Source organism: Streptomyces sp. CB02980 (assembly GCF_014451325.2).
In the GTDB taxonomy this organism is placed as follows: Bacteria; Actinomycetota; Actinomycetes; order Streptomycetales; family Streptomycetaceae; genus Streptomyces.
The window spans coordinates 26,211-48,821 of sequence record NZ_JACSCH020000003.1 but is presented as its reverse complement, the minus strand read 5'-3'; the positions used below and the strand labels follow the sequence as shown (position 1 = coordinate 48,821).

General features: G+C 72.0%; 21 protein-coding genes. 15 read left to right on the top strand and 6 right to left on the bottom strand.

Annotated features, from left to right (window positions below):
* The first annotated feature begins 11 nt into the window (after positions 1-11).
* Positions 12-623 (top strand): AAA family ATPase, encoded by a 612-nt coding sequence (locus E0F75_RS07095; RefSeq protein ID WP_187621663.1) that lies wholly within the window; start codon positions 12-14, stop codon positions 621-623.
* Positions 624-678: 55 nt separating this feature from the next.
* Here the strand turns inward: E0F75_RS07095 and E0F75_RS07090 are convergent, their stop codons facing one another.
* Positions 679-1,767 carry a DUF5937 family protein gene (locus E0F75_RS07090; protein WP_187621662.1) on the bottom strand — a complete coding sequence of 363 codons (1,089 nt, stop codon included), beginning with the start codon at positions 1,765-1,767 and terminating at the stop codon, positions 679-681.
* Positions 1,768-1,913: 146 nt separating this feature from the next.
* Here E0F75_RS07090 and E0F75_RS07085 point away from each other — a divergent pair, with 146 nt between their 5' ends.
* Positions 1,914-2,120 carry a hypothetical protein gene (locus E0F75_RS07085; RefSeq protein WP_187621661.1) on the top strand — a complete coding sequence of 69 codons (207 nt, stop codon included), beginning with the start codon at positions 1,914-1,916 and terminating at the stop codon, positions 2,118-2,120.
* Between the two features lie 165 nt (positions 2,121-2,285).
* On the opposite strand, the gene E0F75_RS07080 is transcribed toward E0F75_RS07085, so the two are convergent.
* Positions 2,286-3,443, bottom strand: coding sequence for a low specificity L-threonine aldolase (locus E0F75_RS07080; protein WP_187621660.1), 1,158 nt, complete (start codon positions 3,441-3,443; stop codon positions 2,286-2,288).
* Positions 3,444-3,568: 125 nt separating this feature from the next.
* Between E0F75_RS07080 and E0F75_RS07075 the strand changes: the two genes are divergently transcribed.
* From E0F75_RS07075 to E0F75_RS07030, 10 genes are all read left to right on the top strand, one after another.
* Positions 3,569-4,543 (top strand): Rossmann-like and DUF2520 domain-containing protein, encoded by a 975-nt coding sequence (locus E0F75_RS07075; RefSeq protein ID WP_187621659.1) that lies wholly within the window; start codon positions 3,569-3,571, stop codon positions 4,541-4,543.
* Entirely contained in the window at positions 4,540-5,619 is a 1,080-nt protein-coding gene (gene panC, locus E0F75_RS07070) for a pantoate--beta-alanine ligase (protein WP_187621658.1), read from the top strand. Before E0F75_RS07075 ends, panC begins: the two co-directional genes overlap by 4 nt.
* The gene (locus E0F75_RS07065) at positions 5,616-7,310 is read left to right on the top strand and encodes an L-aspartate oxidase (RefSeq protein ID WP_187621657.1); all 1,695 of its coding nucleotides are present in this window, start codon (positions 5,616-5,618) and stop codon (positions 7,308-7,310) included. Before panC ends, E0F75_RS07065 begins: the two co-directional genes overlap by 4 nt.
* Positions 7,311-8,333, top strand: coding sequence for a carboxylating nicotinate-nucleotide diphosphorylase (nadC, locus tag E0F75_RS07060; RefSeq protein WP_187621656.1), 1,023 nt, complete (start codon positions 7,311-7,313; stop codon positions 8,331-8,333).
* Positions 8,333-9,139, top strand: a complete 807-nt coding sequence (locus E0F75_RS07055) for a type III pantothenate kinase (protein WP_187621655.1) — start codon at positions 8,333-8,335, stop codon at positions 9,137-9,139. Before nadC ends, E0F75_RS07055 begins: the two co-directional genes overlap by 1 nt.
* Before the next feature lie 463 nt (positions 9,140-9,602).
* Positions 9,603-10,181, top strand: a complete 579-nt coding sequence (locus tag E0F75_RS07050) for a hypothetical protein (protein WP_187622137.1) — start codon at positions 9,603-9,605, stop codon at positions 10,179-10,181.
* Positions 10,182-10,195: 14 nt separating this feature from the next.
* The gene (locus E0F75_RS07045) at positions 10,196-10,378 is read left to right on the top strand and encodes a hypothetical protein (RefSeq protein WP_187621654.1); all 183 of its coding nucleotides are present in this window, start codon (positions 10,196-10,198) and stop codon (positions 10,376-10,378) included.
* 138 nt (positions 10,379-10,516) lie between these two features.
* Positions 10,517-10,966: a BlaI/MecI/CopY family transcriptional regulator gene (locus E0F75_RS07040; protein ID WP_229312569.1), complete on the top strand. Its 450-nt coding sequence runs from the start codon at positions 10,517-10,519 to the stop codon at positions 10,964-10,966.
* Positions 10,967-10,996: 30 nt separating this feature from the next.
* Positions 10,997-11,542, top strand: coding sequence for an amino-acid N-acetyltransferase (locus tag E0F75_RS07035; protein ID WP_187621653.1), 546 nt, complete (start codon positions 10,997-10,999; stop codon positions 11,540-11,542).
* A gap of 187 nt (positions 11,543-11,729) precedes the next feature.
* Positions 11,730-12,065 (top strand): Lsr2 family protein, encoded by a 336-nt coding sequence (locus E0F75_RS07030; protein ID WP_030324199.1) that lies wholly within the window; start codon positions 11,730-11,732, stop codon positions 12,063-12,065.
* Here E0F75_RS07030 and E0F75_RS07025 read toward each other — a convergent pair.
* Complete coding sequence (locus E0F75_RS07025) at positions 12,044-12,634, bottom strand: SCO3374 family protein (RefSeq protein ID WP_187621652.1); 591 nt, start codon at positions 12,632-12,634, stop codon at positions 12,044-12,046. The genes E0F75_RS07030 and E0F75_RS07025 overlap by 22 nt on opposite strands.
* 494 nt (positions 12,635-13,128) lie before the next feature.
* Here E0F75_RS07025 and E0F75_RS07020 point away from each other — a divergent pair, with 494 nt between their 5' ends.
* Positions 13,129-15,651, top strand: coding sequence for an ATP-dependent Clp protease ATP-binding subunit (locus tag E0F75_RS07020; RefSeq protein ID WP_187621651.1), 2,523 nt, complete (start codon positions 13,129-13,131; stop codon positions 15,649-15,651).
* A 70-nt stretch (positions 15,652-15,721) separates the two neighbouring features.
* Here E0F75_RS07020 and E0F75_RS07015 read toward each other — a convergent pair whose 3' ends face one another.
* Entirely contained in the window at positions 15,722-18,577 is a 2,856-nt protein-coding gene (locus E0F75_RS07015) for an NACHT domain-containing protein (RefSeq protein WP_187622136.1), read from the bottom strand.
* A 2-nt stretch (positions 18,578-18,579) separates the two neighbouring features.
* Positions 18,580-18,945: a trypco2 family protein gene (locus E0F75_RS07010; RefSeq protein WP_187621650.1), complete on the bottom strand. Its 366-nt coding sequence runs from the start codon at positions 18,943-18,945 to the stop codon at positions 18,580-18,582.
* Positions 18,946-19,606: 661 nt separating this feature from the next.
* Here E0F75_RS07010 and E0F75_RS07005 point away from each other — a divergent pair.
* Entirely contained in the window at positions 19,607-20,314 is a 708-nt protein-coding gene (locus tag E0F75_RS07005; protein WP_187621649.1) for a M23 family metallopeptidase, read from the top strand.
* Positions 20,315-20,330: 16 nt separating this feature from the next.
* Here E0F75_RS07005 and E0F75_RS07000 read toward each other — a convergent pair whose 3' ends face one another.
* Positions 20,331-20,888, bottom strand: a complete 558-nt coding sequence (locus tag E0F75_RS07000; RefSeq protein WP_187621648.1) for a TetR/AcrR family transcriptional regulator — start codon at positions 20,886-20,888, stop codon at positions 20,331-20,333.
* Positions 20,889-20,989: 101 nt separating this feature from the next.
* Here E0F75_RS07000 and E0F75_RS06995 point away from each other — a divergent pair, with 101 nt between their 5' ends.
* The gene (locus E0F75_RS06995; RefSeq protein WP_187621647.1) at positions 20,990-22,573 is read left to right on the top strand and encodes an MDR family MFS transporter; all 1,584 of its coding nucleotides are present in this window, start codon (positions 20,990-20,992) and stop codon (positions 22,571-22,573) included.
* The last annotated feature ends 38 nt before the right edge of the window (positions 22,574-22,611 follow it).

The following is a 22,611-nucleotide window of genomic DNA, read 5'->3' as shown; positions in this document are numbered from 1 at the left end:
AGGGCGCCTCGATGCTGCTGTGGATCAACGGTCCCTTCGGCGGGGGCAAGACGCAGACCGCGTACGAGCTCCGGCGCCGGCTGCCGGGCGGCGTGGTGTGCGACCCGGAGCACATCGGCTTCGGGCTGCACCGGACGCTGCCGCCCGCGCTCAGAGGTGACTTCCAGGACCTGCGGGCCTGGCGGCAGGGCGTGCACGAGGTGCTGGACCTGGCGCTGCGGGAGTACGGGCACGGGCCCGTGATCGTGCCGATGACGCTCACCGACCCGGCGTACTTCGCCGAGATCGTCGGCAGGCTGCGCGCGGACCACGGCGCGGACCGGGTGTGTCACGTCGCGCTGCTCGCCGAGCGGGAGACGGTCCTGGGGCGGCTGGTGGAGCGGGGCCTCGGGCGGGGACTGAAGCGGGAGAGCTTCGCCGTGGCCAAGCTGGACGAGTGCCTGGAGCGCTTGGCGGCCCCCGAGTTCGCCCACCACCTCCGTACGGACCGGCTGACGGTCCCGGAGGCGGCCGACCGGGTCGCGGAGCTGGCCGGACTGCGGCCCGAGCCGAACACGGACGGGTCGTTGCGGCACCGGCTGCGGCGGCTCCGGGTGGGCCTCTCCCACATCCGCTTCGACTGAGGCCTGCCGGGCCCCGGTCGACGGCCCGGCAGGCACATCGGGCCGGGACCGGGTCCTACCGCAGCACGCTCTCCAGGAAGTCGCTGCCGAGGCGGGCGACGACGGAGAAGTCGAGCTGGTGCAGCACGTACCGGCCGCGGCGCTGTGTGGTGAGCAGGCCCGCCTTCTTCAGGACGGTGAGGTGGCGGGAGACCTCGGGCGCGGTGATGCCGTACGCGTCGGCCAGCTCGCTCGTGGAGTACGAGCCGCGCGCCAGGTTGCGGCACAGCCGCATCCGCATCGGGTGGGCGATGGCCTCCAGGCGCAGCTTGACCGTCTCGACGGGCTCGGCGCCGCCGACGTCACGGGTGGCGGCCGGGTACTGGATCACCGGCTGCCAGCCGGGGGCGCTCGTGGCGAAGAGGTGAGGCCAGCCGAACGCCGTCGGCACCAGCGTCACGGCGGCGCCCTGCGCCTCCGTCCGGCCGTGCACCAGCTTGTCGACGACGATCCGGGTGCCGTGCGGTCCGTCCTCCAGGGCGAGCGCGGGCGAGGCGGCCGTCAGGGCCTCGGCCAGGCCCTTGCGGCGCAGCAGCTCGGTCTTGTGGCGGGCGTCGGCGGCGAGCTGGACGCGGACCCGGCGCCAGGTGTCGGCGAAGAACGCGTCGTCGCAGTCCTCCAGGAGCCGGCGGATCCACGCGCGCGTGGCGGTCGGCTCGGCCAGCATCCGCTCCACGAAGGCCGCCTGGCGCGGCCCGCGCGCGGAGGCCAGGTCGAGGGCGCGGCGGCGGGACTGCTCGTCGACCAGCGGGGACGGGATGCCCTCGGAGTAGCGGCTGCTGCAGGAGATCTCCAGGGCCGCGCCGACGTACTTCTCGTCGTCCAGGCGGTCGAGGTCGTCCAGCTCCTCGGCGAGGGTCTCGCGCGGCCTCGCGGGCAGCAGGAAGTCGGAGCGGGTGGACCGCCACATGAAGTCGGCCTCGTGCAGCCGGTCCGCGAGCTCGGGCTTCATGGCGGCGGAGGTGGCGGTCGTCCAGGCGTGCAGCCGGGCGTGATGGGCGGGCTCGGCGAGGGCGTGCAGGGCGTTGCCGAGCTCCGCCAGCGGCGAGGGGCAGAAGGTGATCCGCTCGTGCGGAAGTCCGGTGATGTCGATGGTCACGCTCACCCCCCTATGGTGCGGGGTCGGGCGGCGGCGCTGTCGCGTCGTTTGACGAGGGCCGTCAATCGACGCCCTGTGCGGTTCCGGGCGCCATTTGACGACCCTCGTCAAACGACGGGCCGACGCTCCGGGGCGCGGCGCACGGTGAGGACATGAACGTGACGCATCAGTACCTCTTCGACACGTACCGCGCCGCCCGGCTCGGTGAGCCGATGCCGCCGGCGCCCGGCACCCATGACGTCGCCGTCCTGCGGTCGGTCCGCGACCGGCGTCGCTTCGAGCGGGTCCTGGCGGGACGCCCGGCGCGGGGCGGTCTCGGGGCCGCCCTGCGCCGCCGGCTGCGCCCGCGCACGCCCTGAGCTCGGGGCACGCCCTGAACCCCGCGCCCCTCCTCAAGCCCGCGCACGCCCTGATCCCCGGGCACCCCTGAAGCCCGGCGAACTCCTGAGGCCCGCGTACCCCTGAGGCCCGCGTACCCCCGTGCCCGCGTGCCCCCGTGCCCCCGTGCCCCGTGCCCCCGTGCCTCAGCCCAGCCGGGACAAGAACTCCCGTACCGCCGCCTTCACGTCCTCCGGCGTCCACTCCAGGCCCGGTCCCGCCACCGTCAGCTCCGTCACGGCGACCCCGGGCGGGCCGCCCGCGCCCGGGGTGAACCAGCGGCGGAAGAGGACCGTGCCGGTGGCCTCGGTCTGGGCGAGGGCCGCCGCCGTCAGCCTCTCGGCGTCGTACGGCAGCCAGACCTGGAACTGGTGGGTGTGCGGGGTCTCGGGGCGGACCCGGAACCACCCGGTGTCCGCCTCCGTGAGCGCCTCCCGGACCGCGTCGGCCACCACGCGCGCGTGGGCCACGTACGAGGGCAGCCGGGGCAGCTCCTCGTCCAGGCCGCGGAGCGCGGAGAGGGCCGCCGGGTACTGCTGGAAGACCTGGCCCCCGTACCGGTGCCGCCACACCCTCGCCTCGGCCATGACGTCCTCGGGTCCGGCGAGCACGGCGCCGGAATGCCCGCCGAGCGACTTGTAGAACGAGAGATAGACGCTGTCGGCGAGCCCCGCGATCTCCGCGAGCGGACGGCCGAAATGCGTCGTGCACTCCCAGAGCCGCGCCCCGTCGAAATGGACCACGGCGTCGCGCTCGCGGGCCGCCTCCACCACCGCGGTCAGCTCCTCCCAGGACGGCAGCACGAAGCCGGCGTCCCGCAGCGGCAGCTCCAGCATCAGCGTCCCGAAGGGCTCCGGATGGTCCCGTACCTCCTCGGCCGTCGGCAGCCGGGGCGCGTCGGTCGGATGGACGGTACGGAGCCCGGAGACGGCCCCGAACGCGCCGCTCTCGTGGACCTCGGGGTGGGCGAGCGGGTGGAGGGCGACGACGGGGCTGCCGGTCCGCCCGGCCCAGCAGCGCAGGGCCACCTGCTGCGCCATCGTGCCGGTGGGGAAGAAGACGGCGGCGGGGAGGCCGAGCTCCTCGGCGACGCGCCGTTCCAGGTCCTCGACGAGCCCGTCCCCGTAGATGTCGAGCGGCCCCTCGCCGTGGCCGGAGGACTCGGCCCAGTCGGCGAGTTCACGCAGCCGCGTGCCCACCGTGCCGTCCACCTGGGGGCGCCACAGCGTGCGGTCGGCGCCGCCCCAGACCTTCGCCCGGTAGAGCCGGGCCGCTTCCTCGTCCACAGGGTCCACAGGATTCATGCACCGATCATCACACCACCGCCCACACCCTGTGGACAGCCACGGAGCACCACGAAACGCTGGCGTAGCATGACCAGAAATCGTCCGGTACCCGCCGAGGACTGGAACGGAAGGCCGTCCCCACCGTGAACGCATCAGCAGCGCCAGAGCCCCGAGCCGAGGACCGACCCGCCCGGCTCACCGTAGGAGTCGTCGGCGCCGGCCGCGTGGGCCCCGCCCTCGCCGCCGCCCTCCGGCTCGCCGGACACCGCCCCGTCGCCGTCTCGGCGGTCTCCGACGCCTCCCGGCGCCGCGCCGCGGATTTCCTGCCCGACGTCCCCGTCGTGGAGCCCGCGCGCGTCCTCGCCCTGGCCGACCTGGTCCTGCTGACCGTGCCCGACGACGCGCTGCCCGGTCTGGTCGAGGGCCTCGCCGACACCGGAGCCGTACGGCCGGGACAGCTGATCGTGCACACCTCCGGGCGGTACGGGGCCCGGGTCCTGGACCCCGTACGGCGCGCGGGCGCCCTGCCGCTCGCGCTGCACCCCGCGATGACCTTCACCGGCACCCCCGTCGACGTCCAGCGGCTGGCCGGCTGCTCCTTCGGGGTCACCGCGCCGGAGGAGCTGCGGCTGGCGGCCGAGGCCCTGGTGATCGAGATGGGCGGCGAGCCCGAGTGGATCGCCGAGGACGCCCGCCCGCTCTACCACGCGGCCCTGGCACTCGGCGCGAACCACCTGGTCACCCTGGTGGCCCAGTCGATGGAGCTGCTGCACAAGGCCGGGGTCGCCGCCCCTGACCGGATGCTGGGCCCGCTCCTCGGCGCCGCCCTGGACAACGCGCTGCGGTCCGGTGACGCGGCCCTCACCGGCCCCGTCGCGCGCGGTGACGCCGGCACGGTCGCCGCCCACGTCGCCGAGCTGCGCAAGCACGCGCCCGGCACCGTCGCCGGCTACCTGGCGATGGCCCGCACGACCGCCGACCGCGCGCTCGCGCACGGCCTGCTCAAGCCCGAGCTGGCCGAGGACCTGCTGGGCGTGCTCGCCGACCCCCCGGCGGGCGCGACCGGCACCACCGGAGCCGCCGGAGCGGCCGACGGGCCGCAAGGAGACGACCGATGAGCCTGTTCGCCCGTGACCGCGCCGCGAGCGGCCGGCCAGTCACCCACCAGCCGGCCGAGCTCCTGCGCACGGCCGAGGACCTCCACGACGCCGTGGCCCATTTCGGGGCCCCCGGCGGGAACGCCGTGGTCATGACCATGGGCGCCCTCCACGAAGGCCATGCCTCCCTGGTCAGGGCCGCGCGCGAGCGCGTCGGCGACAAGGGCTTCGTCGTCGTCACGGTCTTCGTCAACCCGCTCCAGTTCGGCGCCGGCGAGGACCTCGACCGCTACCCCCGCACCCTCGACGCCGACCTGGAGGTGGCCTTCGAGGCGGGCGCGAGCGCCGTCTTCGCGCCCTCCGTCGACGAGGTGTATCCGGGCGGAGAGCCCCAGGTCCGGATCACCGCGGGCCCCATGGGCGAGCTCCTCGAAGGCGCCTCCCGGCCCGGCCACTTCGACGGGATGCTGACCGTCGTCGCCAAGCTGCTCCATCTCACCGCCCCCGACCTGGCCTTCTTCGGCCAGAAGGACGCCCAGCAGCTGGCCCTGATCCGCCGGATGGTCCGCGACCTGAACTTCCCGGTCGAGATCGTCGGCGTGCCGACGGTCCGCGAGACGGACGGCCTCGCCCTCTCCAGCCGCAACCGCTACCTGTCGGCCGACGAGCGCCGCACCGCCCTCGCGCTGTCCGGCGCGCTGTTCGCCGCCCGTGACCGGCTCGCCGCCCAGGAGGCGCTGCGCGCGCGTGCCGCGGCGCTGCCCGGCACCCAGGACCGCGCCGAGGCCCTCTCCAGGCTCGGCGAGGCACGGGCCGCCGCCGACGCCCACGCGGTCGCGCAGGCCGCCGAGGGCTGCGCCGAGGCCGTACGCGCCGCGGCCCGCACGGTGCTCGACGACGCGTCGAGGGCCGAGCCGCCGCTCGTCCTCGACTACCTGGCCCTCGTCGACCCGGCCGACTTCACCGAGGTCGCCCACGACCACGACGGGGAGGCGATCCTCGCCGTCGCCGCGCGCGTGGGCGCCACGCGGCTGATCGACAACGTCCCCCTCCTTCTCGGAGCCACCATGTCCACCATGTTCGGAGCCACCCAGTGACCGGAATACGGCTGCACGCCCCCGCCCCCGGCTGGGACATCGACGCCGACGTCGTAGTGGTCGGCTCCGGCGTCGCCGGCCTCACCGCCGCCCTGCGCTGCACCGCCGCCGGGCTCCGTACGGTCGTCGTCACCAAGGCACGCCTCGACGACGGCTCCACGCGCTGGGCCCAGGGCGGCATCGCCGCCGCCCTCGGCGAGGGCGACACCCCCGAGCAGCACCTCGACGACACCCTGGTCGCCGGCGCCGGGCTCTGCGACGAGCGGGCCGTCCACGCCCTCGTCACCGAGGGCCCCGACGCCGTCCGCCGGCTGATCGCGACCGGCGCCGACTTCGACAAGACCGCCGACGGCGAGATCGCGCTGACCCGCGAGGGCGGCCACCACCGCCGCCGCATCGCGCACGCGGGCGGGGACGCGACCGGCGCCGAGATCTCCCGCGCGCTGGTCGAGGCGATACGGGACCGGGGCGTGCGCACCATCGAGCACGCCCTCGTCCTGGACCTCCTGACCGACGCCGAGGGCCGTACGGCGGGCGTGACCCTGCACGTGATGGGCGAGGGCCAGCACGACGGCGTCGGCGCCGTCCACGCGCCCGCGGTGGTCCTCGCCACCGGAGGCATGGGCCAGGTCTTCTCCGCCACCACCAACCCGGCGGTCTCCACCGGCGACGGCGTCGCGCTCGCGCTCCGTGCCGGGGCCGAGGTCTCCGACCTGGAGTTCGTCCAGTTCCACCCCACGGTGCTCTTCCTCGGCGCGGGCTCCGAGGGCCAGCAGCCGCTGGTCTCCGAGGCGGTACGGGGCGAGGGCGCCCACCTGGTCGACGCCGACGGGGTCCGCTTCATGCTCGGGCAGCACGAGCTGGCCGAGCTGGCGCCCCGGGACATCGTCGCCAAGGCGATCACGCGCCGCATGCAGGAGCACGGCACCGAGAACATGTACCTCGACGCCCGCCACTTCGGCGCCGCGATGTGGGAGGAGCGCTTCCCCACGATCCTCGCGGCCTGCCGCTCGCACGGCATCGACCCGATCACGGAGCCCATCCCGGTCGCCCCGGCCGCCCACTACGCCTCCGGCGGCGTCCGCACCGACCTGCGGGGCCGGACGACCGTCCCGGGCCTGTACGCGTGCGGTGAGGTGGCCTGCACGGGCGTCCACGGCGCCAACCGGCTCGCCTCGAACTCGCTCCTCGAAGGCCTGGTCTTCGCCGAGCGGATCGCCGACGACATCATCGCCGCCGCCCCGCGCACGCCGGGCGTCCCGGTGCCGCACGCGACCCCGGTGACCCTGCCGCTGCCCGTGGCCGGCGCCCGGACCCGTATCCAGCGGATCATGACGGCCGGCGCCGGCGTGCTGCGCTCCGAGGCCAGCCTGCGGGAGGCCGCCGAGGCCCTCGACGCGCTGCACAGCGACGCCCTCGCGGGCGGCACCGACGACACCAAGGCAGGCGAGCCGGGCGTGGACTCCTGGGAGACCACCAACCTGCTCTGCGTCTCCCGGGTCCTGGTCGCCGCCGCCCGCCGCCGCGAGGAGACCCGCGGCTGCCACTGGCGCGAGGACCACCCGGACCGCGACGACACGGACTGGCGCCGGCACCTCGTCGTACGCCTCACCCCGGAGCGGACCCTCGACGTCCGGACGACCGGCACGCATGACTTTCCCCCCACCTCCGAAGCCCCAAGGGAGCCGTAAGTGACCACGCCCGAGGAAGCCCGTCCGAAGCCCGTGGACGTCCCTCTCATCCAGATCAACTCGGTCTCCTCCGACGAGGAGGCCGGTGGCTGCGGCGACGGCTGTGGCTGCGGCGGCGGCGAGGAGTTCGAGTGCGGGCTCGACCCCGCGCTCGCCGAGCTCCTCGCGGACGCCGGCCTCGACCCCGTACAGGTCGAGGACATCGCCCACCTCGCGATCGCCGAGGACCTCGACGGCGGCGTCGACGTGACGACCGTGGCGACCGTCCCCGAGGACGCCGTCGCCACCGCCGACTTCACCGCCCGCGAGGCCGGTGTCGTGGCCGGTCTGCGCGTGGCCGAGGCCGTGCTCTCGATCGTCTGCGACGACGAGTTCGAGGTCGAGCGGCACGTCGAGGACGGCGAGCGCGTCGAGGCCGGGCAGGTGCTCCTCAGCGTCACCGCGCGCACCCGCGACCTGCTCACCGGCGAGCGCAGCGCGCTCAACATCCTGTGCCGTCTCTCCGGCATCGCCACCGCCACGCGCGCGTGGGCGGACGCCCTGGAGGGCACGAAGGCCAAGGTCCGCGACACCCGCAAGACGACGCCGGGGCTGCGCGCCCTGGAGAAGTACGCGGTCCGCTGCGGCGGCGGCGTCAACCACCGCATGTCGCTCTCCGACGCGGCCCTGGTGAAGGACAACCACGTGGTGGCGGCCGGCGGCGTGGCCGAGGCCTTCAAGGCCGTGCGCGAGCTGTTCCCCGAGCTGCCCATCGAGGTCGAGGTCGACACGATGCACCAGGTCCGCGAGGTCCTGGACGCGGGCGCCGACCTGATCCTGCTCGACAACTTCACCCCGGCGGAGACCGAGGAGGCCGTCGCCCTCGTCGCGGGCCGCGCCGTCCTGGAGTCCTCGGGCCGGCTGACCCTGGAGAACGCGGCCGCGTACGCCGCGACCGGCGTGGACTACCTGGCGGTCGGCGGCCTCACCCACTCCTCCCCGATCCTCGACATCGGCCTCGACCTGCGCGAGGTGCGGGCCTGATGCTGCTCACCATCGACGTCGGCAACACGCACACGGTCCTCGGTCTCTTCGACGGTGACGAGATCGTCGAGCACTGGCGGATCTCCACCGATCCGAGCCGCACCGCCGACGAGATGGCGGTCCTGCTCCAGGGCCTCATGGGCATGCACCCGCTGCTCGGCGTCGAGCTGAGCGACGGCATCGAGGGGATCGCCATCTGCGCGACGGTCCCCTCGGTGCTGCACGAGCTGCGCGAGGTCACGCGGCGGTACTACGGGGACGTTCCGGCGGTCCTGGTGGAGCCCGGCGTCAAGACGGGCGTCCCGGTCCTCACGGACAACCCCAAGGAGGTCGGCGCGGACCGCGTGATCAACGCGGTCGCCGCCGTCGAGCTCTACGGCGGCCCGGCGATCGTCGTCGACTTCGGTACGGCGACGACGTACGACGCGATCACCGCGCGCGGGGAGTACGCGGGCGGGGCGATCGCGCCGGGCATCGAGATCTCGGTCGAGGCGCTCGGGGTCAAGGGGGCCATGCTCCGCAAGATCGAGCTGGCCCGGCCGCGCAGCGTCATCGGCAAGAACACGGTCGAGGCGATGCAGTCCGGCATCGTCTACGGCTACGCGGGCCAGGTCGACGGCGTCGTCGCCCGCATGAAGCGGGAGCTCGTCGGCCCCGGCGGCGACCCGTCGGACGTGACGGTGATCGCGACCGGCGGCCTGGCGCCGATGGTCCTCGCCGACTCCAAGGAGATCGACGAGCACGAGCCCTGGCTGACCCTGATCGGCCTGCGCCTGGTGTACGAGCGGAACGTCTCCCGCATGTGAGAGCCGGGGGCGGCCCCGCCGACCCCGGTCTCCGGCCCCGCCGGCCCCTGCTCCCGGTCTCCGGCCCCGCCGGCCCCTGCTCCCGGTCTCCGGCCCCGCCGGCCCCTGCTCCCGGTCTCCGGCCCTGCCGGCCCCTGCTCCCGGTCTCCGGCCCTGCCGGCGCCTGTTCCCGGTCTCCGGCCCCGCCGGCGCCCGCTCCCGCTCCCGTGCCCTGGCCCGCTGGCATTCCGGCCCCGGTCCCGACTCCCGTGCCGTTGGCCCGTTGGCCCGTTGGCCCGTTGGCCGCTGGCCCGCTGGCCCGCTGCCCCCGGCCCCAGCTCCCGTGCCCTGGCCCGCCCGCTGGCCCCCGGCCCCGGCTCCCGCTCCGGCCGCCATCGGCGCGCCGGGATGATCGCTAAGAGAAAATTGTCCGATTAGCGCGTATCGTCGGCCCATGCCCACGCCATACGGATCCCGCGGCGGCATGGCGTTCAGCGCGGACGAGCTGCGTGTGCTCCGCCGTGCCCTCGCCGTCGCCCTCCACCCCGCCCCCCTCCAGGACGAGGACGTCCAGGACGCGCTGCTCCTGGCCGAATCCGTGGACGAGGCCGTGCGCGAGGCCGGCCGACTGCGCGCCTTCCTCCTCGACGACCTGACCCGCTACCGCGAGGCGCTGCCCGGGTCGCTCGGCGGCTATCTGGAGCTCCTCCAGGACGCCCTCGCCGCCGGGTACGACCCCGCGGCCGACGACCTCGCCGCGCTGCGCGCGCTGCGCCGCAATCCCGCGGCCGCCGCACTGCTCGCCCGCTGCCAGACCCTCGCCGAGCGCTCGGTACGGGCGCGCCTGGCCCGGGTCTCCCAGGCCACCACCACCCCCGCGGCCGCCACCTCGGCCCCCAGGGCCCGGCTGCTCGCCCTCCCCGGCGGGCGCGCGGCGGCCGGCGAGCCCAAGCCGACGCCGCCGCCTCCGGCCGAGCGTCCGGTGCCCAAGCCGTCCGAGGTCTTCCCGCCACGCCGGAGGCCCGTACCCCCGCCCCCGCCCGAGGAGCGGGTCGCCGGATAGCTAGTCTGGGCGCCATGGACTACGTATCCGCGCTCGTGCCGCCCATCGTGATGGCCGTCTTCTTCTTCGCTGTCGTCGCCATCATCATCAAGAGCCAGGGCGGGCCGAACAAGGCCAAGGAAGACGCGATCGTGGACGCCGCGATCGCCCGCGCCGAGGCTGTGCGTCAGTCGGCGGACAACGGCAGCAGGGACTGAGGTCCGACACGGACCACGGACCACAACGGACCACCGCGGTACCCGGGACGTACGACCCTTCGAGGTCGTACGTCCTTTTTGTTGCGTTTCCTTCCCTCAATGGCCCGTTATTGACTCTTTGCGCACTAAAGTGACGTTGTGCCCCGTCCATTGGGAGAGCTCGAAGACGCCGTCATGACGCGCGTCTGGCAATGGAACCGTCCGGTGACCGTCCGGGAAGTTCTCGAGGACCTTCAGCAGGAACGGTCCATCGCCTACACCACCGTCATGACGGTCATGGACAATCTCCATCAGAAGGGCTGGGTCCGCAGAGAAGTCGAAGGCCGTGCCTATCGATATACGGCCGTCTCCACCCGCGCCGCATACGCGGCCGCGCTGATGAACGAGGGATGGGCCCAGAGCGACAACCCCGCCGCCGCCCTCGTCGCCTTCTTCGGGATGATGTCGCAGGACCAGCGCGAGGCCCTGAACGACGCCATCCGTATCGTCCAGCGCGACAACCCGCTTCCCGACCCCGCCCCCGCCGCGCCCGAAGAGGGAACCGGGAGGGCCGGAGGAACCGGGGGAACCGGGGCCCAGGAGCGATAACCGCGCCCCGGGGGCGATAGCGTCCCCCCCATGTCGCCGTCCGCTTCCCCGGCCGCCTCCGCGGCCTCCGCCAAAGCCGTCACCGTACGCAGGGCGCGTACCGGAGATGTCGCCGCGGTCCGCCGTCTCGTCGATCCCTTCGTCCAGCGCGGGATCCTGCTCGACAAGGCGACCGTCACCCTTTACGAGGCCATCCAGGAGTTCTGGGTGGCGGAACGCGACGAGGACGCCACCGTCGTCGGCTGCGGCGCTCTCCATGTGATGTGGGAAGACCTCGCGGAAGTCCGTACTCTCGCCGTCGATCCCGACTTCAAGGGCGCCGGCGTAGGACATCAGGTGCTGGACAAGTTGTTGCACACGGCCCGATGGCTCGGGGTGCGGCGGGTATTCTGCCTGACCTTCGAAGTCGACTTCTTCGCGAAGCACGGCTTCGTCGAGATCGGCGAGACCCCGGTCGACGGAGATGTCTACAGCGAGCTCCTCCGTTCCTATGACGAGGGAGTCGCCGAGTTCCTCGGTCTCGAACGAGTGAAGCCGAACACCTTGGGCAACAGCCGGATGCTTCTGCACCTGTGACACGGAACGCCGGGGAACCCCGTGGAACGCCGGACGGAAGCCCGCGGGGAACCCCGACGGAACCCTATGTCCGAATCGCGCACGTTTCCCGCGTTGCCAGGGTTCTGAACCTCTGCCAGGGGTTTGTGTTTTTCCGGGAAAAGCGGTTTCCTTTCCGCGTACTGCATTTTCGATGAAAGGAAATCCGGTGGCACAGAAGGTTCAGGTCCTTCTTGTCGACGACCTCGACGGCGTCGAGGCGGACGAGACCGTGACGTTCGCGCTGGACGGCAAGACCTACGAGATCGACCTCACCACCGCCAACGCGGAAAAGCTCCGTGGCCTGCTCGAGCCGTACACCACGAGTGGCCGTCGTACCGGTGGTCGCACCACCGGTGGACGCGGCAAGGGCCGCGCCGTGGCGACGGGTAGCCAGGACACCGCGAAGATCCGCGCGTGGGCCAAGGAGAACGGCATGAACGTGAACGACCGCGGTCGCGTTCCCGCCGACATCAAGGCTGCCTACGAGGACGCGAACCGCTGAGGCGACAGCTGCTGAGCCACCGGCCCCCGGGCCCGGGCACTCAGCAGCCGCACCCGGTGGCACTCCGCGGCGGCGGCGGCCACGAGGCGCACCAGGCACGGGGCGGTCCCATCGCCCCACGGCGCGGACCGCAGCGCCGGCAGCGAGGACTCGACCTCGCGGCCCGGTGCCGGGGCCCGCAGCCACACGGCGGCGCCCGGCGCGCCGGATCCGCCCCGCCCCGGGGGAAGGGGCGCGGTCATCCGGCCGTCGGTGCCCAGCGCGGCGAGATCCAGCGAGATCCCGCCCCACTCGAGCCAGTCGAGCAGTCCCGGCAGCTCCTCCGCGCTCCCCGCGGCCACGAGCAACCGCATCCGGCGCCCCAGCAGAGCCACCGGACCCGTCGCCGGACCCATCCTGCGCAGTACACCGCGGCCGGCGGCGGCGGGCAGCTCCAGGACGTCGAAGCGCAGCCCCGTGACCAGCTGCACCGGCGGGCCGACCACCGTCGCCCAGCCGAGCTCGTGCTCGTACCACCGTGCGAGACCGCCGTCGATCGGCGTACGGGGAAGCGGGACGGTGAAGGGCATGCCCGGGGAACTCCCGGAGAGGTGCGTTGGTTACGCCCGAGAGGGCGCGACGGCCGCCCGGCTCCCCGTTCCCGGTGACGCACGGTCCCCCTCCGAACGCACAAGGTGTCCGTGATGGGGCGTACGAGTGCATTCGGCAGCGCAAGGGTGTTCGCTGGTAGCGGAGGGAACCGGGGTGCGCCGCATGGAGTGTCCGTCCTTACGGGTAAGACATTCCTAGTGGAGAGGGGCGACTCGCGGGCTTCGGCGTCTCACGTTCGCCATCGGCGTACTGATGGCGCGGGTAACTACTTGGCCTGCGGGAACATCGTCTCGCACCATCGGGTTGGAGCATTTGTCGGCTGTTCGGCAGCAGGTCTCCCCGCGGAAGGTGGGGTGATCCGGACGGATGTCGGCAGTTGGAATGAGCGGTCCCCGCTTGCGGGACTAAGCTGCGGAAGGACAGGGAGGGGATCGACCCCTAACTGACTGACCGCTCTGAGGAGCGATTAACGATGTTCGAGAGGTTCACCGACCGCGCGCGGCGGGTTGTCGTCCTGGCTCAGGAAGAAGCCCGGATGCTCAACCACAACTACATCGGCACCGAGCACATCCTTCTGGGCCTTATCCACGAGGGTGAGGGTGTCGCCGCTAAGGCCCTGGAGAGCCTCGGGATTTCGCTCGAGGCGGTCCGCCAGCAGGTGGAGGAGATCATCGGGCAGGGGCAGCAGGCCCCGTCCGGGCACATCCCCTTCACCCCTCGCGCCAAGAAGGTCCTGGAGCTCTCGCTCCGTGAGGCCCTCCAGCTCGGCCACAACTACATCGGCACCGAGCACATCCTGCTCGGCCTGATCCGCGAGGGCGAGGGCGTCGCCGCCCAGGTCCTCGTGAAGCTGGGCGCCGACCTCAACCGGGTGCGGCAGCAGGTCATCCAGCTGCTCTCCGGCTACCAGGGCAAGGAAGCCGCCACGGCCGGCGGTCCTGCCGAGGGCACCCCCTCGACGTCCCTGGTCCTCGACCAGTTCGGGCGCAACCTCACCCAGGCGGCCCGCGAATCCAAGCTCGACCCGGTCATCGGGCGCGAGAAGGAGATCGAGCGGGTCATGCAGGTGCTGTCCCGCCGCACCAAGAACAACCCGGTCCTCATCGGCGAGCCCGGCGTCGGCAAGACCGCCGTCGTCGAGGGCCTGGCGCAGGCCATCGTCAAGGGCGAGGTGCCCGAGACCCTCAAGGACAAGCACCTCTACACCCTCGACCTCGGCGCGCTGGTCGCCGGCTCCCGCTACCGCGGTGACTTCGAGGAGCGCCTGAAGAAGGTCCTCAAGGAGATCCGCACCCGCGGCGACATCATCCTGTTCATCGACGAGCTCCACACCCTCGTGGGTGCGGGTGCCGCCGAGGGCGCGATCGACGCCGCCAGCATCCTCAAGCCGATGCTGGCCCGCGGTGAGCTCCAGACCATCGGTGCGACCACGCTGGACGAGTACCGGAAGTACCTGGAGAAGGACGCGGCCCTCGAGCGCCGCTTCCAGCCCATCCAGGTCGCCGAGCCGTCGCTGCCGCACACCATCGAGATCCTCAAGGGTCTGCGCGACCGGTACGAGGCCCACCACCGGGTCTCCATCACCGACGAGGCCCTCGTCCAGGCCGCGACCCTGGCCGACCGGTACATCTCGGACCGCTTCCTCCCGGACAAGGCGATCGACCTGATCGACGAGGCCGGCTCCCGGATGCGCATCCGCCGGATGACCGCGCCGCCGGACCTCCGCGAGTTCGACGAGAAGATCGCCGGCGTCCGCCGCGACAAGGAGTCCGCGATCGACTCGCAGGACTTCGAGAAGGCCGCCTCGCTCCGTGACAAGGAGAAGCAGCTCCTCGCCGCGAAGGCCAAGCGCGAGAAGGAGTGGAAGGCCGGCGACATGGACGTCGTGGCCGAGGTCGACGGCGATCTGATCGCCGAGGTCCTCGCGACCGCCACGGGCATCCCGGTCTTCAAGCTGACCGAGGAGGAGTCCAGCCGCCTGCTCCGCATGGAGGACGAGCTCCACAAGCGCGTCATCGGGCAGAAGGACGCCGTCATCGGCCTCTCGCGGGCCATCCGCCGTACGCGTGCCGGTCTGAAGGACCCGAAGCGCCCCGGTGGCTCGTTCATCTTCGCCGGTCCGTCCGGTGTCGGTAAGACCGAGCTTTCGAAGGCGCTCGCCGAATTCCTCTTCGGCGACGAGGACGCGATGATCTCCCTCGACATGTCGGAGTTCAGCGAGAAGCACACGGTTTCGCGTCTCTTCGGTTCGCCGCCCGGATACGTCGGCTACGAAGAGGGCGGCCAGCTCACCGAGAAGGTGCGCCGCAAGCCGTTCTCCGTCGTCCTCTTCGACGAGGTCGAGAAGGCCCACCCCGATATCTTCAATTCCCTTCTCCAGATCCTGGAGGACGGTCGCCTGACCGACTCCCAGGGCCGGGTCGTGGACTTCAAGAACACGGTCATCATCATGACCACCAACCTCGGGACCAGGGACATCTCGAAGGGCTTCAACCTGGGCTTCGCCGCCCAGGGCGACACGAAGTCCAACTACGAGCGGATGAAGGCCAAGGTCAGCGACGAGCTGAAGCAGCACTTCCGCCCGGAGTTCCTCAACCGTGTGGACGACATCATCGTCTTCCCGCAGCTGACGCAGGACGACATCCTCCAGATCGTCGACCTGATGATCGGCCGCGTCGACGAGCGCCTCAAGGACCGGGACATGGGCATCGAGCTCTCCCAGTCCGCGAAGGAGCTGCTCGCCAAGAAGGGCTACGACCCCGTGATGGGCGCCCGGCCGCTGCGCCGGACGATCCAGCGCGAGATCGAGGACTCGCTCTCGGAGAAGATCCTCTTCGGCGAGCTGCGCCCCGGTCACATCGTGGTCGTGGACACGGAGGGCGAGGGCGACGAGCGCACCTTCACCTTCCGCGGCGAGGAGAAGACGGCTCTGCCGGACGCCCCGCCGATCGAGGCGACGGGCGGCACGGGCCCGAACCTGTCCAAGGACGCGTAAGGCTCACCGCCTGAGCACAAGGGGCGGCCCCGGAACCTACTGGTTCCGGGGCCGCCCCTTTGCGCGTTCCTCAGAGGGTCCGGAGGTCGAGGTCGGGCCGCGAGGCCCGCAGGGTCGCCAGGTCGAGCGCGCCAGGCCGGCCGGTCGGGACGGCCGGGAGGCTGAGGATCCGCAGCCCCGGCATGGCGACGAGGGCGCGCACGTCGTTGGGCCGCAGGGCAAGTTCCTGGAGCTGGATGACCTCGAGGCCCTCCAGCTCGGTGAGCGGGAGCAGACTGGTCACGCCGGGGCAGTCCTTGACGGTGAGGCTCCGGGGCCTCACCGAGCAGTCCCGGAGCCATTCCACGCCGTCCAGAACCGTGCTGCTGAAGATCTCGACCCGGTCGGGACGCACACAGTCGATGGCCCGGGCGAGATCCTCGCCGGTGAAGTCGCCGAAGAAGCCCACGTGTGCGACGCGGCCGAGCAGGTCCAGGTGGGCGAGTTCCGCCCGGGTCGAGACGGGCAGAGGGGTCGTGGCGAAGTCGAGGTGGGCCAGGACCTCGCGTGCGTAGTCCGCGAGGGGGAAGGAACGCCAGTGGAAGGCCAGCCGGTAGTCAAACTGCGAAGGGACGAAACCGCGGGCGTACGGGACGGCCTCCGCGCCTCCGACCGCGCAGATCACCTCGATCACGTTCTCGTCGAACCGGCCGTCCGGGTGGGGGCCGGGCAGCAGCGGCAGCACGTACGGGCCGAGCCGGGCCAGCTCGGACACCTGCTCCGGACTCCGTGGCGGCAGCACCGACGCCACCCCGTCCCGTACGCGGTCGCGAACGGGTTCGGACAGCCACGCCGCGTGCTGGGCGCACAGCGCCGCCAGCACGTACAGCGTGGTTCTCAGGTCCCGGTCCGAGGTGGTCGAGCCCGCCGCCGCGAGCAGACCCTCGACGAGGACGGGCAGCTCACGGCGCGAGCAGTGGCCGGCCGCGAGCAGGAGGACGTCGTGCCACTGCTCCTCCCACGCGTGGCGCAGGAGCTCCGCCACGAGGTCGTCCTCCACGCACTCCTTCGCCGCGAGGAAGTCCTGGAACGTGCGGTGTGCGAACTGGAAGACGTCGTCCGTCCGCTCCTGGAGCAGGCCGCTGCGGTTGAGCAGGTGGGTGAGGATCTCTTCGGGTGTCCCCTGTGCGGCGACCTGCGGCATCCCTGGCAGTGCGCGGTTCAGCCGGTGCAGCGCCTGTTCCCGGGTGAACTCCGTCTGGCCGGTCCGGACCAGCCAGGCCGCCAGCCGCTGGAGGAGCTGCCGGTGCTCCTCCACCGACATCCGGATGCCGTCGGGGGCGTCGATCCGGCGCCGGTCGTCGCGGGCGCCGAGGAGCATCTGCAGGGCGGAGTCGTACAGCGCCCAGCGGGTCTCCGGCAGGAAGCCGTCCCGTAACCGGTGGAGCGCGCAGATGACCGCGCAGAGGAGCGGGGTGCGGGCCAGGTCGGAGAGCGTCGGGTTGTGCCGGAACTGCTGGAGCAGATCCTGTTCGAGGCCGGTCAGCGCCTCAGGGTCCTCGCCGTCGAGGCGGGCGGCATCGTGCCAGGCGGTGACGAAGGCCTGGATGTCCTGGTCGCGCATGGGCAGGAGGGTCAGCTCCTCGAAGCCTTCGCCGGCCAGCCACTCGGGCCCCACGGCGAGCGGCCGCACGGTCGCCACGCAGCGGGTCAGGGGGAAGCGGGCGAGGAGCCCCGAGAGCCAGGCGTGTGCCGCCTCCCGGTCCTCCGGGGACACCTCGTCGAGGCCGTCGACCAGCAGCAGTGCCCGTCCGCCGGACAGGACCCGACCGGCCCAGCCGTCGGGCGGGGAGTCGACCATCAGGCCGGCCGTTCCGGGGAGCTCGGCCGGCGAGGGGAACCTGGAGCCGCGACCCCGGAGTGTCCGGAGCGGGACGACCAGGGGGACGAGGCCGTTCAGCTCGGCGAGTTGCGGGCCGAGGGTCCCGGCGGCCGCGTGGGCGGCGAGCCACCAGACCAGGGTGGTCTTGCCGGCGCCCGCGTCACCGCGGAGGAGGACACGGGGGCGGGAGGCGAGGAGTTCGTCGACACGGCGGGGGCGGGGGACGGGCGTCGTGTCATGGTCCTTCGACGCGGCCTCCAGGGACAGATATGCGGTGTCCAGGTCCCACTCGGCCGCGCGTCTGCCGAGCTCGTCGAGGCCGAAGACTCGCGTGCGGCGGTAGGCGGCGCCGATGGCCTCCCCGTACTCCTGCTCGTACGGGGAGTCGGCCGAGCTGTGCCGGGTGAGGGCGGTGAGCGAGGGGAAGCCCCGACCGGTGGCCTGCGTGAAGGCCACGAGGAAGTGGGCGTCGGCGGCGATGGCGCGCAGGGGAACGCACTCGACCCGCCGGTGGCCGCGACCGCGCGGGATCTCCCGGACGATGCCGAGCAGCCCGTCGCCCGCGACGACGGGCCCGCCCGAGAGACCGGCGAGGGGCGAGCTCCCGTCGGCGGGTTCGGTGGCCGGGGGCGCGTCGAGCTCGACGACCATCGTGCGCCGGACGAGTCCGGCGACGGGGAGGAGCGTGCCCCGGTACTGATCGCTCTCGACGTGCCCGTTGCCGTACCGCTGCACCCGCGGGTAGCCGAGGATCTCGCAGTCGGGCACGGGCCGGTCGGTGGCGAGCAGGCTGATTCTGGCCCGGTACTGGTCGCCGCGGGGCAGGACCAGGCTCTCCGGCGCCTCGAGCAGTGCGGCGTCGAGCCGCTGGTCCGACCAGATCACCTGGCAGAGGACGCGCTCGGCACGGCCGGGCACGGCCACCCAGGCCGTGTAGGCGTTCCCCAGTACATGCGCGCAGGTGAGGACGGTGTCGGCGGTGAGCAGGACACCGCTGCCCTGCTGTCCGTGCTGCTCGGAGTGGACGACGACGGGGAGGCGTACGGAGGGGCTCGGCAGGGGCATCGTCAACGCGCGGGCCCGTCGGCGGAGCCGGACTCGGAGCCGTGGTCGAAGGTGTCGCCGAACGCGGAGGTGTCCCCGGCGTCGTCGTTGCCGACGAGCCAGGGTCCGTTCGTCGTGGCGTTCCGCGGCTTGAGGGTGAAGGAGACGCGGTGGGTGTCGCCCCGGGTGCGGGAGGCGTCGGTGCTGGCCTCGACGACCCAGGCCTTGACCTTGGCCCCGCCCTTCACCTCCTTGCGGAGCTCGATCGTGAACTCCATCTCGATGTCGCCCACTTCGAAGGTGACGGGCTTGCCGGTGGCGCGGCCGGCCGCCTCGACGAGTTGATCGCGTACGGACTCGATGGCGTCGGCGAGCTCGATGTCGGTCATGACGGTGAACGTAGCGGGGGAGGGGGAGGGCGGTCAGCCCATATGCGGATTTCGATGGCGGACGACGCCGGCGAGCCGGGCGCCAGGGGCCAGGATCCACCCCTGGATCGCCGCTGACCTGCAGTTTTACCAGGATCGGACCGATCGCGGCCGAGGTGGGGCGCGTGTCGATGAGTGCCGGCCCCATGGGTGTCCCCCCGTGCGTCCCCGAAGCGGTCGGCGTGGTGCGGGACGGCCTTCCGGACGGCTCGGTTGCGTGACCCAGGTCCCATTGGCGGCCGGTGCCTGGTGACAAGGCGCACAGGGGTTTTGAGGGGTACTAACCGGAATAGTGGCGACCTTTGGTGTCGATTCGGGACGTTCAGGAGTGAACCGCCAGGACTTTGGTCCCCGAGGGTCCCGAACCGGACGCCAGACGGCGTTTTGCGCGGTTCCGGTCTCCGTGACATGCGGATAAACCGGTTCTCTTGTGCCGGTATGTCCGATTTCGAAGGCGGCCCCGAGGGGCGTCAAGAGCTGAACTTCCCCGGAGATCGCTACGACCCGATGTCGTAGATGGGGTGTTTTGGGATGGCTGGGGGTCCGGGTTACCAAGGATGAGCAAGCCCGACGCAGAGCACCGTTCGCGTCGGGTCCCGTACTTCCCGGAGGTTTCCCCCGTATGTCGAAGCGCATGAACCCCGCCGCCCGTGTCACCGTCGTCGCTCTTGCCGCCGCCGGCCTGGGGGCGACGATGGTGACCGGAGCTGGGTCCGCCTTCGCCGCCGAGGGCAAGGCCGTCACCGCGCCGGTCGCGGTCACCACGTCCGCCGCCGTCGCCGCTCAGGCCGACGCCCAGGCGCACGTCGCCGCCCAGGTGAAGGCCGCCGCCGCGAAGGCCACGGCCGTCAAGAAGGCCGCCGCGGTCAAGAAGGCCGTCACCGTGAAGCCGGTCGCCGCCAAGAAGGCCCCGTCCTGGGTCAAGCCGGTCGCCGCGTACACGCTGACCGCCAGCTACAACCAGGGCGGCGCCATGTGGGCCCACAAGCACTCCGGCCAGGACTTCGCCGTTCCGGTCGGCACCCCGGTCAAGGCCGCGGGCACCGGCACCGTCGTGAAGGCCGGCCCGAACGGCGGCGGCGACGGCCCCGCGTACGGCAACGCGATCGTCGTCAAGCACGCCAACGGCACGTACTCGCAGTACGCCCACCTGTCGAAGATCAAGGTGCACATCGGCCAGAAGGTCCTCGCCGGTCAGCAGATCGCCCTCTCGGGCAACACCGGCAACTCCTCCGGCCCCCACCTGCACTTCGAGATCCGTACGACCCCGAACTACGGCTCCGCCGTGAACCCGGCCGCCTTCCTGCGGTCCCACGGCGTCTCCATCTGAGCCGTACGAACAGACCTCATGAGGCCCGGTGGGCCTGATTGAGCAGATCGAGGGCGACCTCGAGGGTGGCCCTGTGCTTCTCCTCGGGGTCGCCCTCGAGGTTCTGCATGAAGAACGTGCCCGCGTGCAGCGTGAAGATCGCGCTGACGCAGCGCACCTGGTCCACCATCGCGAAGTCCGGCTCCTGGATCAGCCCGGTCAGCGCGAGCATCCGCTCCTTGAAGGTGAGGCCGACGCTCAGCTCGCGGACCGTCGCCTGGTTCTCCTGCATGAAGCGGAAGAGCGGGGCCGCCGCGCGCAGTGCCTCCTGGTAGCGGCGCAGCACCTCCTGCCGGGTCTCCAGGGTCCGGGGCTGCTCCTGGGCCCAGGTGATCAGGTCGTCCATGGGCCGGGTCAGGTCCTCGAAGATCCCGATGAGGATGTCTTCCTTGGTCTTGAAGTGGTAGTAGAGCGCCGCCTTCGTGACGTCGAGGCGTTCCGCGATCTCGCGCAGTGAGGTCTTCTCGTAGCCCTGCTCGGCGAAGAGATCGAGGGCCTCGTCCTGGATGCGCTGGCGGGTGTTGCCTCGGGCCATGACTGCCCTCCATTTTCCAAAGAACTTACTTGACGACCGGCAAGTTACGGGTCTACCGTCCCCAGTGTAGTAACTAGCCGGGCGGCAAGTAAGGGATGAAGATGACGACGCAAGCCACAGCGACACCGGCACAGGGGGAGACGGGACCGCAGCCGCGCAGCGTCCGCGTCGTCCTGCTCGCCCTGATGATCGCGATGCTCCTCGCGATGCTGGACAACATGATCATCGGCACCGCGATGCCGACCATCGTCGGCGAGCTCGGCGGCCTGGAGCACCTCTCCTGGGTCGTCACCGCCTACACCCTGGCCACCGCCGCCTCGACCCCCCTGTGGGGCAAGGTCGGCGACATGTTCGGCCGCAAGGGCGTCTTCCTCACCTCGATCGTGATCTTCCTGATCGGTTCGGCGCTCAGCGGCATGGCCCAGGACATGGGCCAGCTCATCGGCTTCCGTACGATCCAGGGCCTCGGCGCCGGCGGCCTCATGGTCGGTGTGATGGCGATCATCGGCGACCTCATCCCGCCCCGCGAGCGGGGCAAGTACCAGGGCATGATGGCCGGAGTGATGGCCCTCGCCATGATCGGCGGACCGCTGGTCGGCGGCACCATCACCGACCACTGGGGCTGGCGCTGGTCCTTCTACATCAACCTGCCGCTCGGCGCCGTCGCCCTCGCCATGGTCACCACCGTTCTGCACCTGCCGAAGAAGAAGCGCGCCACGGGCACCCGGATCGACTTCCTCGGCGCCGCACTGCTGACCGTCGGCATCACCGCGATCGTCCTGGTCACCACCTGGGGCGGTACGGAGTACGCCTGGGGCTCGGCCACCATCGTCGGCCTGGCGGTCGGCGGAGCGCTCTCGCTCGCCGCCTTCCTCCGGGTGGAGACCCGCGCGAGCGACCCGATCATGCCGCTGCACATCTTCCGCAGCCGCAACTTCACGCTGATGTCCCTGATCGGCTTCATCACCGGCTTCGTGATGTTCGGCGCGGTCCTCTACCTGCCGATCTTCCAGCAGTCCGTCCAGGGCGCCTCGGCAACCAACTCCGGCCTGCTCCTCCTGCCGATGCTGCTGGCGATGATGGTCGTCTCGCTGGTCGTCGGCCGCCTCACCACCAGCACCGGCAAGTACAAGATCTTCCCGATCGCGGGCGGCGCGCTCATGACCGTCGGTCTCTTCCTGCTCTCCACGATGGACACCGACACCTCGCGGCTGATCTCCGGTGTCTACATGGCGGTCCTCGGCGCCGGCATGGGCTTCCTGATGCAGATCACCATGCTGGTCGCCCAGAACAGCGTCGAGATGAAGGACATGGGCGTCGCCTCGTCCTCCACCACCCTCTTCCGGACGCTCGGCTCCTCCTTCGGCGTCGCGATCATGGGCGCGCTCTTCACGAGCCGCGTCCAGGACGAGATGGCGGCGGGCGGCGGATCCGGCCTCGCCGAGGGGACGGCCCAGCTCGACGCGGCCGGCCTGGCCAAGCTGCCGGAGGCGCTCCGGGAGGCCTACCAGCACGCGGTCGCGACGGGCACGCACGGGGCCTTCCTGGTCGCCGCCGCGGTCGCCGTCCTCGGCCTGGGCCTCGCCTTCTTCGTCAAGGAGGTGGCGCTCCGCGGCGCCGGTCCGGCGACGGCCCCGAAGGCCGCCGAGGGCGACGGCGAGGTGAAGGTCGCCGAGACGGTCTGATCACCCCGTGAGAGGTGCGTGCGTACGGCGGTGGGGCC